The following is a 15,099-nucleotide window of genomic DNA, read 5'->3' as shown; positions in this document are numbered from 1 at the left end:
GGCTGTGATTCCAAACTCAAGTCCTGTTTCTAAAGGCAAGATCCACAAGGCCATTTACACATTCAAAGTCGTATTTTTCGATAACCTCCCAATCTATCTCCTATGATGCTACTTCTGTTTCTCGGTACCATGGCCCTTTCGCTCCTTGCCTCTTGGCGAGTGCGCAGCGCCTACAATCGCTATTCCCAGGTGCGTGCCTCCAGTGGCTACACGGGTGCGCAGATTGCCCAACGCATCCTGGATCTGAACAACATCCGGGATGTCAGCATCCATGCGATGCCGGGACATCTGGTGGACCATTATGACCCAGGCCAGCGGCGTTTGGTGCTTTCGGAAGAAAACTACCACGGCACCTCGGTGGCGGCCCTGGGTATTTCGGCTCACGAATGTGGTCACGCCATCCAGCACCAGCAGCTTTACGGGCCTCTCCAGTGGCGCATGGCCGCTGTAGGCATCACCCAGATTGCGAGTCAGGTGGTCATGTGGATTCCATTGCTGGGTCTGATGGGTGGTTTTTTCCCTTATCACTTGGTCATCACCATCATGGCCATCGGTTTTGGGATTATGATGCTGTTCCAGTTGGTGACCTTGCCCGTGGAGTTCGATGCGACAGCACGAGCTAAAAAAGTACTGGCCAGCACGGGTGCCGTTTCCGCTGGGCCAGAATACAGCGCCATGAGCAAGGTGCTGGACGCGGCAGCCCTCACCTACGTGGCGGCTTTCGTCAGCTCTCTGGCCTACTTCATGTATTACATCCTCCAGATGGTGGGTGGCCGCAGCAATGATGAGTAATCTCCTTGCCATGGGTTTGAAATCCCATGTCTGAATGACCGGACGGACAGATAATGTCCGTCCGGTTTGTTTTTGGGTTAAAGGCTGTTCGGGTTGCCATTGCATGATGCCTTACCTGCGGCCAGATTTGGCCATGCCTGTTCAACCACGTATATTTTCGCCGATGTTTCGCTTCCTTCCTATTCTCCTGCTCGCCCTCAGCGTGTCAGGAACACATGCCCAAGATGCGAAGGCGGAGGCTGCCAAGCAACTGGCTGAAACTCAGCAGCGGCTCAAAAAACTGTCGGCGACGGAATATGAGCTGGATGGTATCCGCATCAATGCAGCGACACGTGAAGTGCGCATCCCCACGAAAGTGGAACTGCAAAAAGCGCCCATCGAATACATGCTCGTCCATGAAACGGGAAAGACGCATGAGAGCGTGCTGACCACAGCCCTGAGCCCCACGGCTATCCAGGTGGCCCTGCTGCTAGCCAATTACCAAGCGGCGACGGAAGGTATGCTGACGAAAGTGCCGGAAGCGGAGCGCCCAAAAATCTGGAAAGAGGAGCCTCCCGCGAAGCCGAAGGCCAACCAGATCAAAATCACCGTGGAATGGAAAGTGGGCGACGTGACCAAGTCTGCCCCGCTTTCTGACTGGGTGCAGCATGTAGATACTCGCAAACCACCGACTGACCTAGGCACCTGGATCTTTAATGGCTCTTATATGGATGAGCGCGGATTCATCGGCCAGCATGAAGGTTCCATCATTGCCGTGTGGCTGGACCGTGGAGCCCTCATCAATTCCCCTGCGGAAGGCAACTGGCGTGATGATCTCTGGATCTCCCTCCCTGCCAATATCCCCGACATCGGCACCCCTGTGACCGTCATCATTTCCCCTGCCCAACCATGAAACTGATCGCTGCTTTATCTTTTGCTCTACCCTCGCTGATCCTAGCCCAGAGCGGCACCCAGCCTGCCCGCCATGAATCTTTGAAACAGGAGATTCGCCTCGCTTATGATCGCGGGTTGGCCTTTCTGAAAGGCAAACAGAACAACGAAACGGGGCAGTGGGGAGATGCGGAGCCGGTGGCCTTCACCGCGCTGGCCATCACCAGTCATCTTTTGACTCCAGGCCGCCAGCCTACAGAACCTGTTTCTGCGGAGATCGAGAAAGCCTATGCCTTTCTCCTGAAAAACGTCCAGCCAGACGGTGGCATTTACGTGAAGGCCCGTGCGAATTACAATACCTCGCTGGCACTCACCGCTCTGATGCTGAGCCCGAAGCCCCAGAACGAACAGACCCTCCTGGCTGCACGCCGTTTCATCATCGGTCAGCAGAATGATTTCGATGAAAAGGGCAAGCAGGACAATCCCTTCGACGGCGGCATTGGCTACGGCACGCCTAAGCCTAACAATCCAGCCCACGCTGACCTCTCCAACACGCACTTTGCCCTCGAAGCCCTGTATTATTCCCAGGCCCTTTTGGCTGATAAAGGCGATGCGGGTAAAAACGAACCGCAGCTCAATTTTGGCGCGGCGATCCAGTTCATCCAGAACTGCCAAAATCGGCCTGAAACGAACAAAGCTTCTTGGGTCAGCACGGATAAAGCTGACGCCGGCGGTTTTGTTTACAGCCCCGGTGAGACCCGTGGCAAAGACGTCAAAACTGCCGACGGCCGCACTGCCCTACGCAGCTACGGCAGCATCAGCTACGCTGGCATGCTGAGCTTCATCTATGCTGGGCTCGACAAGAGCGACCCTCGCGTGCAGGCTGTGCTGCAGTGGCTGAGTGAAAACTACACCCTGGATGAGAACCCTGGCCTTGGCGCAGAGGGCTTGTACTATTACTACCACACCATGGCAAAGGCCCTGGCGATTGCGGATGTGGACTTCCTCAAGACCAAGGATGGCAAGACGGTGGACTGGCGCGAGGATCTGGCCTCCAAGCTGCTCAACCTCCAGCAGGGCGACGGCTCCTGGGCGAACAGCGCTGGTCGTTGGATGGAAAGTGATACCACTCTCACCACCTCCTACATGCTCATGGCTCTGGCGCGCGTTTACGAAAGCTTGTAAGCCTGCTTTTTCCTTCCATAGCCCGCGCTAGCCCCAGGCTGCGCGGGCTTTTTATTGCTGAGACGTTTCTTCTCTTAGCCATTCCTTTAATCATTGATGATTTCAGCGATTGACCTTCCAAGCGAATTCCTAATAAAAGAAGGGATATGTCTCGGAATTTTTTGCTGTTTGTCGGACTGCTTTTACTGAGCGGAGCGAGCGTTTTACGCGCTGCCACGCCGCCTTTCATTGATCTGGACACAGCTCTAGATTTCAAATCTTCTCCGTCCATTTCCGTGAGTGTGCTTGAGAATCTTTTGTCTCCTTTGAATGACTATCGAGAAGAGGAGGAAGAAAAAGATCCAAGCAGTGGCTACGACAAGGTTGTGATTTGGCAGCTTGCCAATAGCAAGCGTTCCCGGGCTTCCCTCTTCGGTGGACAATTTACCCCTTCCACGATAAGGTTGGCATTGAAAGGCGGCGCATTTGTTCAATGTGAATTTGAACTGAATTCCCGCAAGGATTTAGCCCTTTTATTTCCCATCCTTTCAGATCAAATCACCCGATCGTTAGGCAGTTCCCCATACTTTGCCAATCAACAAGACGATGAGCGTGTGGCGAGTTGGAAGACGAATACGCAGCGGGTGTCTCTCGATCTGGATTCGAAGTATTCTTCAAGAGGAGACGCGAGGTTAGCGCTGCGTGTTGGGACGTTGGGGCAGGCACCTTCCGAACCAGTCGTCATCGCTCCACGTTTATCCATGACGGCAGAATTGGACTACCTCCTGAATTTTGAAGAACTGTGGCGGTGCACTCCGGAAGAATTTGAGAAAAAGTATCGGCCTAAGACGGAGCAGGCTCAAACGGAACCTCCGCAGTTTGAATGGCTGAATGCTGAAAAAAGTCGTGCCCGGTTTTCGCGGAAAATCTTTTCCAATGTGGATGCTACACTGAGTCTCTTTGCCAAATCCATCCCGGTGGAAGAGGCCATCGTCGAGTTTGTCCAGGGCCGTGCGGCGCGGGTCACGGTGTCTTTCTACAACCGGGGAGATTCGGGCGAAATTCAGCGCACTGAATTTTCTGACCGATTCAAAAAAGTCGGGCAGGGCCTGGGGCAGATCTTGAAAGTCGCCCCTACCAATCAATCGGCGACTGCCAGCACGGCGATCAAAACCGTGAGCTGGCAATGGAAGAGCCCCATCGGCATCGCGATGCTGGAGCACAACGATTTTGCGGCTAGCCGCCCCCCAGGCAAACCTGAATTCCTACGACTGAAATTGGCGGCTCCGAATCAGGCAGACTGGAGCATGGGCAAGCTTTCCGTCGGAGTGCAGCGCATGGTCTTGACCAGTAACGTCACCACCACGCCCGAGGGGGACGTGTATATCTCAGGGGTGCCTATGGTGGATCAGGGGGCCAAGGGGTACTGCGTGGCTGCCAGTTGCCAGCGTTTGTTTGAATACTTACAGATTCCTTGTGACCAGCATGAGATCGCCCAGTTGGTGAATGTGGATGCGCAAGCGGGGGCGGATATCTTCGCCATGCAAAAGAGCCTAACTAAAATTGACGATAAATATAAAGTGGCCTTCAAGCCGCACATCAATCCCCAGCAATATTACGTCAGCTCTGGCAAACGCCGCATCTCGCAGAGACAGTTCGTCGTCATTGTGAAAGAGCATGTGGATAAGGGGATCCCTCTGCTTTGGGCCCTGCAGTTAGGCCGTTATCCTGAGGAGCCGCCACTGCCAGGTTCTGGGCAGGTCAGCGGTGGCCACATGCGTTTGATCATTGGCTATAACAGCGCCAAGGGCCAGATCCTATTTACCGATTCCTGGGGCTCTGGGCACGAACTGAAGCGCATGCCTGAAGCCGGTGCGTATGATGCGACCATGGGCGTTTACTCCATGTCCCCGCCTCGGCTGTAGAGGCAATGCCCGCGACCAACGCAGCGGAAAGAAAAATAAAATGACTCGAGTAAAATTTAAAATGATGCCTGCACCTGGGGTTCATTTTTTGGCCTGTCTTCTTCTGTTTCTCGGCTGTCACACGGCTGAGGCCCAGGCTACGCGCTCCTTTGAGGTGGAGTCGGTGTTTGATTTGAATGACCCTTTTGCCATGACCAAAGAAGCCATGGATGTGGCTTTGAGCGGTAAGGACCGCAGCGTCGCCTCGTGGTCTTTCTCCAAGATGAAATCGGGCGATCCATGTGCCATCCTTAACGTTAGGTCAGGGGCTGGATTTCAGGCGCAAATGACGCAACATCGGCTGGCCGTTTCACGTCTGGTGGCTCATTTTAGAAATGATGGCGTGGGTTACAAATTTGAAGTCTATTTGGGATCTCAGAGTGACCGCGAGATTATGGAGTCAGAACTTGAAAACCTCTTTGGCGCACGTTCTACGATGGGGAAGGTTAAACACCGCGATGGCAGGTCGAGTCCAATTTGGCGGTGGGACTCGGAACGAATGATTGTGATTAGTCATGAATTGGGGTCGGAATTAAAATTGGAAATGATCGACCCCAGCTTCCCGCTAGAATGCTCATTTCCCATCCGCAAAACCGTCATTGACCTATCGCCGCAGTTGCTGCTCGTCGCCGCACCTGTGGACTTGGACCCGCTCCTAGATTTTGATAAACTGTGGACTCTCACGCCCACAGATTTGGAAAGCATGTATCAAGTGAAGGGCTCCAATCACAAGGTGGGGGCTCAATTTGAATGGACGGATCCTGAGAAAAAGCAGGCGCGTTTCTCCGGCAAATTCAGCTCCAGCACCCCAGCGGCCACACCCATGACTCTGTTTGCGAAGGCTCTGGCCGTGGATCAGGTGTTCATCGAATTTGTGGACGGTCGCGCTGCGCGGATGACGCTTTCCATCCACACTCGGGGGATTTCTGGAATCATTAAAGGGCCGCAGTTTAGAGCCAAGTTCACCCAAGCTGGGCATCTGGTGGGAAAGAAGCTGGGAGTGGCTCCTCAAAATAGATCTGTTCCAGGGAGCAAGATAGTGCGTTGGATTTGGCAAGCGCCCAAATGTGCGGCATTGCTGGAGCATGATGAGTTCCTGGACAGTGCCCCGTTTGGTCCTGAGTATTTGAGGCTGAAGCTGGCGGCTCCCACCAAGTAAAACAGATCCATAGCCTCAAATTCAATCGCTCTCACGATTTTAATGGCGGGGGGGTAAATGTGGAATCACGTTCAAAAACAAGCGTTCACTTGAACTGCATGAAGCGTAACTCTATTCTCCTGTTCCCTCATGCCGAAGAAATCTGCCGCCAAGTCTCCAGCTATCCCAGCCGCTAGCGATGTCATCCAGGTCCGTGGGGCCTGGCAGAACAACTTGCGCGGAATTGATCTGGATCTCCCTCTCGGAAAGCTCTGTGTCGTTACTGGTCCCAGTGGATCGGGCAAGTCGTCCCTGGCCTTTGATACCATCTATGCCGAGGGCCAGCGTCGTTATGTGGAGACCTTTTCTCCCTACACCCGGCAGTTTTTTGAGCGCATGGATAAACCGAAGGTGGATGCGATTCACGGCATCCCCCCTGCGATCGCCATTGAGCAGGTCAATAACATCCGCTCCACCCGCAGCACGGTGGGGACGATCACCGAGATCAATGATTACCTGAAGATGCTGTTTCCACGATTGGCGGAAGGGCAGTGCCCGGAGTGTCATCGTCCGGTGAAACCGGAGACGCCAGAGAGCATTCAGCATGAACTGATGACAGCTCACGCTGGGAAGCAAGCCCTCATCTGCTTTGGCGTGCCGGTGCCGAAGGATACCCAGGTCAGTGACTTCTTCCCCTTCCTGCAAGGCCAGGGGTATCTCCGGGTTTGGCTCTATGGCGAATCACTCCGCACAGATGAGCCGGAGGCGATGAAAGGACGCAAACTTCCAGCAGTGGTTTTGGTGATTCAGGATCGTCTGACTCTGGAGCCTAACCAAAAGGCGCGTCTCAGTGAAGCCATCGAGGCAGCTCTGCGCCTGGGCAAAGGCCAAATGACGGTGGTACAGGGAAATGAGACGCTTTCATTTTCGACGGATTGGCGCTGTGCTGACTGCGATATCCAGATCCCCGCGCCGACACCGGGACTGTTTTCCTTCAATAGCCCCATCGGTGCCTGTCCTACCTGCAAAGGCTTTGGGCGCACCTTAGGTCTAGACATGCGGAAGGCGATGCCGGATGAATCTTTGAGCATTCGCGAGGGGCTGGTGAAAGCCTTTTCCGGCAGTACTTATCGGGAGAGTCAGGATGATCTGGAACGTGCGGCGAAAAAGAAAGGGGTGGATTTGAATACCCCTTTCTGTGACCTGCCGGAGGCAGAGCAGAAGTGGATCGTTGAAGGCGCTGGCAAAGACCCGGAGGAGGCCTGGCAGAGTGGCGAATGGTATGGAGTGAAAGGCTTTTTTAGATGGCTGGAAAGCCGGGCTTATAAGATGCACGTGCGCATCTTCCTCAGCCGCTTTCGCGCCTACACCAACTGCATGGACTGTGACGGCGGCAGGCTGAAAAAAGACGCTTACAATTTCCGCATCGGTGGGCGCACCATTGCAGATGTGTGGAACCTGCCTGTGGTGGAACTCCTGCCCACGGCGCAGGCCTGGCCCGTCACGCCTGGGGACAATGCGACTCAGATGCTGAGAGATGAAATCTGTGGTCGTCTTAGCTATCTGGAGCGCGCAGGCTTGGGCTACATTCACTTGGATCGGCAGACCCGCACTTTGAGCGGTGGTGAACTCCAGCGTGTGAACCTAACCACGTGTTTAGGAGCCTCGTTGGTGAATACTTTGTTTGTGCTGGATGAGCCGAGCATCGGGCTGCATCCTCGGGACATCGGTCGGCTTATTGGCGTCATGGAAGGGCTTCGTGACAAAGGAAACACCCTCTTGGTGGTGGAGCATGAAGAGTCCGTCATGCGTGCGGCAGATCACGTCATCGAGATCGGGCCTGGGCGCGGCGATAAAGGCGGGTATCTCGTTTACGATGGCCCTTTGGATGGCTTGGAAAAAAAGGTCGGCTCACTAACAGCAGACTATCTCACGGGGCGCAAGAGCATCCCCATTCCAGACCTTCGCCGCCCAGTTTCGATGGGCACCCTTGAGGTTTTAGAACCTGCAAAGCGCTCTAAAAAAGCGGTTAAAGGCGAAGCTCAAAAGACCTCAGCAGCGAGCACGTATCTCTCCATCAAAGGCGCCCGGCAGAACAACCTGAAGAACCTGGATGTGGATATCCCCCTCGGCGTCTTTTGCTGCATCACCGGGGTTTCTGGATCTGGCAAAAGCACCCTTGTTCATGAGGTGCTATTTCGGAATCTGCAGCGCCTTCGCGGTGAGGTGAGTGAAGATGAACCAGGGCGTGTGCGCTCTATCACCGGCCATGAAAAGATCACTCAAGTGATCATGGTGGACCAGTCGCCGCTTGCACGTACTCCACGCAGTACTCCGGCGGTTTATGTGGGGGCTTTCGATGCCATCCGCGCGCTGTTTGCGGAAAGTGAGGATGCTAAGGCGCAGGGGGTGACTCCAGGTTTCTTTTCCTTCAATTCGGGCGAAGGCCGCTGCGAACGCTGCATGGGTAACGGTTTTGAAAAGATCGAGATGCAGTTCCTCAGCGACCTGTATGTGACCTGCCCCGAGTGCGAAGGGAAGCGCTACCAACCACACGCGCTGAAGATTCAACTGCATGGCAAAAGCATCCATGATGTCCTGGGCATGACGGTGGAGGAATCCTCCGAATGGTTTGCCCAGATGGACGCTCCAGCCTCGGGCGGGACCGTGCGTGCGGATGCTTCATTCATTCGCAAAGCTCGCCAAGTGGGGGAACAACTGGCCATCCTCGTCGAGGCGGGGCTGGGTTATCTGAAGTTAGGCCAGCCGCTGAATACCCTTTCTGGGGGCGAAGCGCAGCGGCTGAAACTCGTGGGGCACTTGATCGAAAATGCCTCCGAAAAAGGCGAGGTCGGCACGTCTCTTTTGCTTTTGGATGAGCCTACCACAGGATTGCATTTCGACGACATTGCCCTGCTGGTGAAGTTGCTTCAACGCCTGGTCGAAGAGGGCAACAGCCTGCTCGTGATTGAGCACAATGTGGATGTGATTCAGTGCGCGGATTGGGTAATTGATCTGGGCCCCGATGGTGGATCTCAGGGCGGGCAATTGGTGGTGGCGGGCACACCTGAAGTGGTCGCCGCCTGCGAGGCTTCCTGGACGGGGAGATACCTGGCCGAGAAATTCGGGCAGGGGAGAACGGTGGCTCGCGCGGCTGAACAAGCGGCGGCTTATGCCACCCGCAAGTTGCGTAAACCGGAAGCCTTCGCTGCCAATGCCATCAGCATTCGCGGAGCCCGCGAGCACAACCTCAAAAACATCTCGCTCGATATTCCACGCGATCAATTTGTGGTGGTCACGGGGCTCAGTGGCAGCGGTAAATCCTCCCTCGCTTTTGACCTCGTGTTTGCCGAAGGTCAACGTCGCTTCCTCGACAGCATGTCGGTTTACGCTCGCACCTTTGTGGAGCAGATGGAAAAGCCGGAGGTGGATGTCATTAGTGGGGTGCCGCCGACGGTCGCCATCGAACAGCGCATCTCCCGGGGCGGTGGTAAATCCACCGTGGCCACGGTAACGGAGGTGTATCATTTCCTCCGTCTGCTGTTTGCCAAATTAGGTACGCAATACTGCCCGAAGTGCGATGTGCCCGTGCAAAAACAGAGCCTCAGCGCCATCAGTCAGACTGTGGTGGAGCGTGCTAAAAAAGGCTCTCTGCAAATCCTGGCTCCGCTGATCAAGGCGCGCAAAGGCTTCCACACTGACGTGGCTGAAGCTGCGGCCAAACAGGGCATCGAGATGTTGCTGGTAGATGGTCAGTTCCGCGAGACAGCGAACTTCAAGCGGCTGGAGCGATTCAAGGAGCACAGCATTGATGCCGTGGTCGGCCAGGTGAAAAAGGGGGCATCGGCCATTGAGCTGCGACCGCTTTTGGAAAAGGCCCTGAAGATGGGTAAGGGCACCGTTAAACTCTGGTTGCCTGGGAATACCTCACAAGTCCTCAGCACGGAGATGAGCTGCCCGAAGTGTGACCTTTCCTTTGAAGAACTGGACCCACGTCTTTTTTCCTTCAACAGCCCTCATGGCTGGTGCCCCACCTGCCGTGGTTTTGGATTCAAAGTTGCTGCACACGGGGCTACTCCTCGCCGAGATGACATCTCGAAATTGGAAGCGGAGATGGAGGAGGAGCGGCGTCTTTCCCGAGGTGCGGATGATGAGGAAGAAAACAATGAGCGCGTGCTATGCCTGGAGTGCCATGGCTCACGTTTGAATGAAACCGCCCGTTATGTGCGGCTCCAGGACTTTACCGTGCCGCACATCAATGCGCAGTCTGCGATTGAGGCGGCGGAGTCCGTTAAAAAACTGAAGTTCCAGGGCACGGAAGGCATCATTGCCAGGGACATCATGAAGGAGATCGAGCAGCGGCTGCACTTCATGAAAGAGGTGGGGCTGGGTTATCTACAGCTCAATCGCAGTGCCGATACCCTCAGCGGTGGGGAAGCCCAGCGCATCCGCTTGGCGGCTCAGTTGGGCAGTAACTTGCGGGGCGTGCTTTATGTTTTGGATGAGCCCACCATCGGTCTGCATCCTCGGGACAATGAGCGCCTGCTGGATACCCTCATGGCACTGCGTGACAAGGGAAACTCCCTCCTCGTGGTGGAGCATGATGACGATACCATGCGCCGGGCAGATACCATCATTGACCTAGGGCCTGGCGCAGGGCGTTTCGGTGGCGAGATCATTTCCCAAGGCAATCTGGCTCACATCCTCAAGGATGAAAAAAGCGTCACCGGGCAGGGATTGCGGAATCCGTTTAAACATCCCTTGTTAGGTGCGCGGCGCGCTCTGCCTGCGGCAAAGGCGAAGGAAGGCTGGTTGAAGATCAATCGTGCGCACGCGAATAACCTGAAGGACATCAATGTGCAGATTCCCGTGGGAAGGCTCACAGTCATCACAGGGGTCAGCGGCAGCGGTAAAAGCACCTTCCTCCATCAGGTACTGTTCCCAGGGATGAAGGCGCTTTTGAGCAAGGAGAAGAAACGCAAGTCGCCCAACCAGCTCTGGGATTCCATCGTTGGGGCCGATCAGTTTGGCTTCGTGTATGAGGTGGATCAGTCCCCCATCGGCAAAACCTCGCGCTCTTGTCCGGCTACCTACGTGGGTATTTTGGACGAGATCCGCAAACTCTTCGCTCAGGTGCCTGTTGCCCGTGCTCGCGGCTACGATGCGGGGCGTTTTTCCTTCAATACTGAAGGAGGGCGTTGCGAAGCCTGCCAAGGCAATGGCAACGTGAAGGTAGAGATGAATTTCTTGCCGACCACCCGAGTGCATTGCGAGATCTGCAACGGTCTGCGATTCAACTCCGCGACCATGGAGATCGAATACAATGGCAAAAACATCGGTCAGGTGCTGAAGATGAGTATCACGGAAGCGGCTGAGTTCTTCGCTCATCAGCAGCGCATCGCCCGGCCCTTGCAGCTCTTGGCGGATACGGGCGTGGGATACTTGCAGTTAGGCCAACCTAGCCCCACCCTCAGCGGCGGGGAGGCGCAGCGTATCAAGCTGGTGACGGAACTCAGCGGTGGCGTTTCACGGTCTGCGACTGAAAAAATCCGTGGGCTGAAGAATACGAAGCGGAATCTCTATCTCATTGAGGAGCCGACCATCGGCCTGCACATGACGGATGTGGGCCGCCTCATAGATATCCTGCATCGTTTGGTGGATGATGGGCACACGGTGGTCGTGATTGAGCATCACCCGGATATCTTTGCTGAGGCCGATTACATCATTGATATCGGTCCTGAAGCGGGAGCCGAAGGAGGTGAACTCGTCGCCTCAGGAACGCCTGAAGAAGTGGCTCAACACAAAGTGAGCCGCACAGCACCGTTCCTGAAGCGAATCTTGGACTTGTAGAGGTGAAATAGGGGGAGGCATTTGAGGTGCCTCCCTCAGCTTCCCCAAATTTAGTCTTTCGTCACCACATCGCCATACAGCGTGAAGTTTTCATAGTGGCTGATGCGCACGTTGAAAATCTGACCGATGTGACGGTCGGGGTTGCCTTCGAAGATCACAATCTTGTTCGTGCGCGTGCGCCCCATGAGACGGCTTTCATTCGTCTTACTGGTGCCTTCACAAAGAATTTCCACCTCCTGGCCTAACAATTCCTCATACTTGGTCCAGGCGTGTTTGTTCACTAGGGCCAGCAAATCTTGGTTACGCGCTTCCTTGACCTGTTCGCTGAGCTGGATGGCGTCATCCATTTCAGCCGCAGGCGTGCCGCGACGTTTGGAGTAACGGAAGACGAAGGCGTTCTCGAACTTCAGTTTGTCGAACAGTTCACGCGTCTGCAGGTAATGTTCTTCGGTCTCGCCAGGAAAGCCGACGATGACATCGGTCGTCACGGCGATGCCGGGACGTGCGGCGCGGATGCGCTCCACGAGGTCCGTGAACTTCGCCGCCGTGTAGGGGCGATGCATCCTTTTCAGGATTTCATCGCTGCCACTCTGCACGGGCAAGTGTACATGCTCAGCCAATTTAGGCAGATATGTGAAGGCCTCAATGAGGTCCTTCTTGTAACCAATCGGGTGCGGGCTGGTGAAGCGAATGCGCTGGATGCCAGGCACCTCATGCACGGCTTCCAAAAGCTGCACAAACGGGCTCTTGCCATCCACAGCGGGGAACTCGTGACGGCCGTAGAGATTGACGATCTGGCCTAACAAAGTGACTTCTTTCACGCCCTTGTCGGCGAGACGGCGCACTTCTTCCGTGATGTCGGCGATGGGGCGGCCGCGCTCGCTTCCTCGAGTGTAGGGCACGATGCAAAAGGTACACTTCATGTTGCAGCCCTGCATGATGCTGACAAAGGCCGACCCCTGATTTTCTTTGAGGCTGTGGTCGCGGATGGCGTTTTGGCTGGCCTGCTCTTCCTCAATGTCCACGATGGAGAAGCGCTCCTCATCCATCATCTTTGCCTCTTTAGCCCGGATGATTTCATCCACGTAATCCACCACGCGATGGTATTTCTGGGTGCCTACCACGAGGTCCACCTTGGTCTTTTCCACCAGCTCACTGCCACGGCTTTGTGCCATGCAGCCCATGAAACCGGTGACGAGGGGGACGCGGCGGCGGCGCACCATGCCCATTTTGCCAATGGCTTTCTGTTCCGCCTGGTCACGCACGGAGCAGGTATTGATCAGCACCACATCCGCATCGGTATCCGTGGCGGTCATGGTGTAGCCGCGCTCGACGAACATTTGCGATACCTGCTCGGTATCGCGCTCGTTCATCTGGCAGCCGTAGGTCTTGATGTGAACTCGGGGCATGGGGGTGGCGAGTTTAACCAGAAAGACACCAATGACAACCCACGGTTAGCAGAGTCCATCAAGCCCCTTCCTCCTTGCCTACGGCCTAAAGTCCCCCCACGTTGACCCATGCTAGCGATTTTTATCGTCATCCTGCTTCTGTGTTTCGGCGTCTGCCAGTGGGCAGCGGGCCGTTACGCCCAGGTGACGGAGGATGGGATGAAGGAGAGGGCACCCACCGCACACACCGGGGCAGAGATGGTGAAACTCTTTCTGGCCTACGAAGGCGTGACGGATGTGGAGATCGTTGAGCATGACAGCATGGCCTCGGATTATTTTGATCCGCGTCGCCGGCGGTTATTTTTGCAGCCTCGGGTCGCCCGGGGCACCTCCATGGGGGCCTGGGCCATCGCCCTGCATGAGGCGGCCCATGCGCTACAGACGGAAGAGGCTTTAGGGGATCTCAAGTGGCGGCAAACCGTGATTCGGCTGAATCGCTATGGCCCTATCTTTGGCCTTTTAGGTGTGGTGGGCATGATTTTCCTGCGTTTCCCACCCCGGTTTGCCGTTGCCGGTTTAGTCGCCGTCTGTGTCATGCTTTTGCTGCTGAACATCGGCACCCTGGCGGTGGAGTACAATGCCAATGCCCGCCTGCGCAAATTCATCGAGAAACATCTCCAGCGCTTCCCAGATGCCCAGGATCGCCTTTCCTCTCACCTCTCGCGGGTAGCCTTGAAGGAAGTGGGGGATCTGCTTCGGTCACCGCGCTATTTCTTTTTCAGCGCCCTGCCGGGCAGTGGCAAGATCCGCCCGGTGAAGCCGGTGGACGAATCGTAGCAATTTGCGGGAGAGAATCGGTTTGGAAGGCGTTTAGTTTCGGATCATGACTCGCCGCCATTTCATCACCACTGCCTCCGCCCTGGTCGCCAGTTCTAGCTTTGCCGCAGAGCCTCGGCTTCGCATCGGCCAGATCGGCACCACCCACTCCCATGCAGGCGGTAAAATGGGCGCGATACGTGGCCTCAAAGAAGTGTGGGACGTAGTCGGAGTGACTGAGCCTGATACTGCCTTGCATGCCTCAGTGAAGGAGTCTGCTATCTATCAAGGCCTGCCCATACTTTCAGAAGAGCAACTGCTGGGCACCGACGGGCTGAAAGCGGTGGTGGTAGAGACGCGTGTGGATACCTCCTGTGCGGTGGCTATGCGCTGCGTGCAGGAGGGCAAGCACATCCATCTGGATAAGCCTGGAGCGCTCGGACATGCGGAATTTAAGGCGATGCGTTTAGAGGCGGAGAAGCGCGGACTCACGGTGCAGATGGGCTACATGCTGCGTTACAATCCAGCCTTTGAGTTGCTTTTCAAAGCGGTGCGTGAAGGCTGGCTGGGGGAGATCACGGAGATTGATGCGGCCATGGGCAAGCTGGCCGATGCGGCGACGCGCAAGGATATCGGTGCCCTGCCGGGGGGAGGCATCTTTGAACTGGGTTGCCATGTCATGGACGTCATTGTCACCTTGATGGGGCGGCCGACCGCAGTGCAGCCTTTTTCGACCCCGAATGGCAGCGATGGAGTGAAGGATAACCAGATGGCTGTTTTGCAATATTCGAAAGCCACTGCGGTGGTGCGCTGTAATCACACTGACCCTTTTGGCGGACCTCGCCGTCGGTTTAATGTCACCGGTACGGAAGGCACCTTGGAGATCGTGCCCTTGGAATCAGGCAAGGTGAATCTCTCACTGAAACAGGCGCGTGGATCTTATAAAAAGGGGACGCAATCCATCCAGATGGACGTGCCGAAGGGACGCTACGATCTTGAGTTTGTGGACTTGGCGAAGGTGGTTCGTGGGGAAAAAGCCTTGGCTTGGGATGCGGCTCACGACATCGCTCTCCATGAGACTGTTTTGAAAGCGGCTGGGGCCTGGGAAAAGCCTTAG

The 15,099-nt window shown here is 55.6% G+C and carries 9 protein-coding genes; 8 read left to right on the top strand and 1 reads right to left on the bottom strand.

The features are described from left to right. The first annotated feature begins 102 nt into the window (after window positions 1-102). The 6 genes from HNQ64_RS19260 to HNQ64_RS19235 all read left to right on the top strand — a co-directional run bounded on the left by HNQ64_RS19260 (window position 103) and on the right by HNQ64_RS19235 (window position 11,778). Window positions 103-792: a zinc metallopeptidase gene (locus HNQ64_RS19260; protein ID WP_184211734.1), complete on the top strand. Its 690-nt coding sequence runs from the start codon at window positions 103-105 to the stop codon at window positions 790-792. 163 nt (window positions 793-955) lie between these two features. Then, the gene (locus HNQ64_RS19255) at window positions 956-1,684 is read left to right on the top strand and encodes a YdjY domain-containing protein (protein ID WP_184211732.1); all 729 of its coding nucleotides are present in this window, start codon (window positions 956-958) and stop codon (window positions 1,682-1,684) included. Then, window positions 1,681-2,847 carry a prenyltransferase/squalene oxidase repeat-containing protein gene (locus HNQ64_RS19250; protein ID WP_184211730.1) on the top strand — a complete coding sequence of 389 codons (1,167 nt, stop codon included), beginning with the start codon at window positions 1,681-1,683 and terminating at the stop codon, window positions 2,845-2,847. Before HNQ64_RS19255 ends, HNQ64_RS19250 begins: the two co-directional genes overlap by 4 nt. Window positions 2,848-2,993: 146 nt before the next feature. Then, window positions 2,994-4,751, top strand: a complete 1,758-nt coding sequence (locus HNQ64_RS19245) for a C39 family peptidase (protein WP_184211728.1) — start codon at window positions 2,994-2,996, stop codon at window positions 4,749-4,751. 88 nt (window positions 4,752-4,839) lie between these two features. Further along, window positions 4,840-5,949 carry a hypothetical protein gene (locus tag HNQ64_RS19240; protein WP_184211727.1) on the top strand — a complete coding sequence of 370 codons (1,110 nt, stop codon included), beginning with the start codon at window positions 4,840-4,842 and terminating at the stop codon, window positions 5,947-5,949. A 129-nt stretch (window positions 5,950-6,078) separates the two neighbouring features. Continuing rightward, window positions 6,079-11,778, top strand: a complete 5,700-nt coding sequence (locus HNQ64_RS19235; protein WP_184211725.1) for an excinuclease ABC subunit UvrA — start codon at window positions 6,079-6,081, stop codon at window positions 11,776-11,778. Between the two features lie 50 nt (window positions 11,779-11,828). Here the strand turns inward: HNQ64_RS19235 and miaB are convergent, their stop codons facing one another. Then, window positions 11,829-13,187 carry a tRNA (N6-isopentenyl adenosine(37)-C2)-methylthiotransferase MiaB gene (miaB, locus tag HNQ64_RS19230; protein ID WP_184211723.1) on the bottom strand — a complete coding sequence of 453 codons (1,359 nt, stop codon included), beginning with the start codon at window positions 13,185-13,187 and terminating at the stop codon, window positions 11,829-11,831. A gap of 108 nt (window positions 13,188-13,295) precedes the next feature. On the opposite strand from miaB, the gene HNQ64_RS19225 reads away from it, so the two are divergent. Both HNQ64_RS19225 and HNQ64_RS19220 read left to right on the top strand, forming a co-directional pair. Continuing rightward, window positions 13,296-14,003, top strand: coding sequence for a zinc metallopeptidase (locus tag HNQ64_RS19225; RefSeq protein ID WP_184211721.1), 708 nt, complete (start codon window positions 13,296-13,298; stop codon window positions 14,001-14,003). Window positions 14,004-14,049: 46 nt separating this feature from the next. After that, complete coding sequence (locus HNQ64_RS19220; RefSeq protein WP_184211720.1) at window positions 14,050-15,099, top strand: Gfo/Idh/MocA family protein; 1,050 nt, start codon at window positions 14,050-14,052, stop codon at window positions 15,097-15,099.

The organism is Prosthecobacter dejongeii (genome assembly GCF_014203045.1).
GTDB classification, from domain to species: Bacteria; Verrucomicrobiota; Verrucomicrobiia; order Verrucomicrobiales; family Verrucomicrobiaceae; genus Prosthecobacter; species Prosthecobacter dejongeii.
Note: the sequence above shows the minus strand (reverse complement) of the source record. Positions and strands in the feature narration are given on the sequence as shown.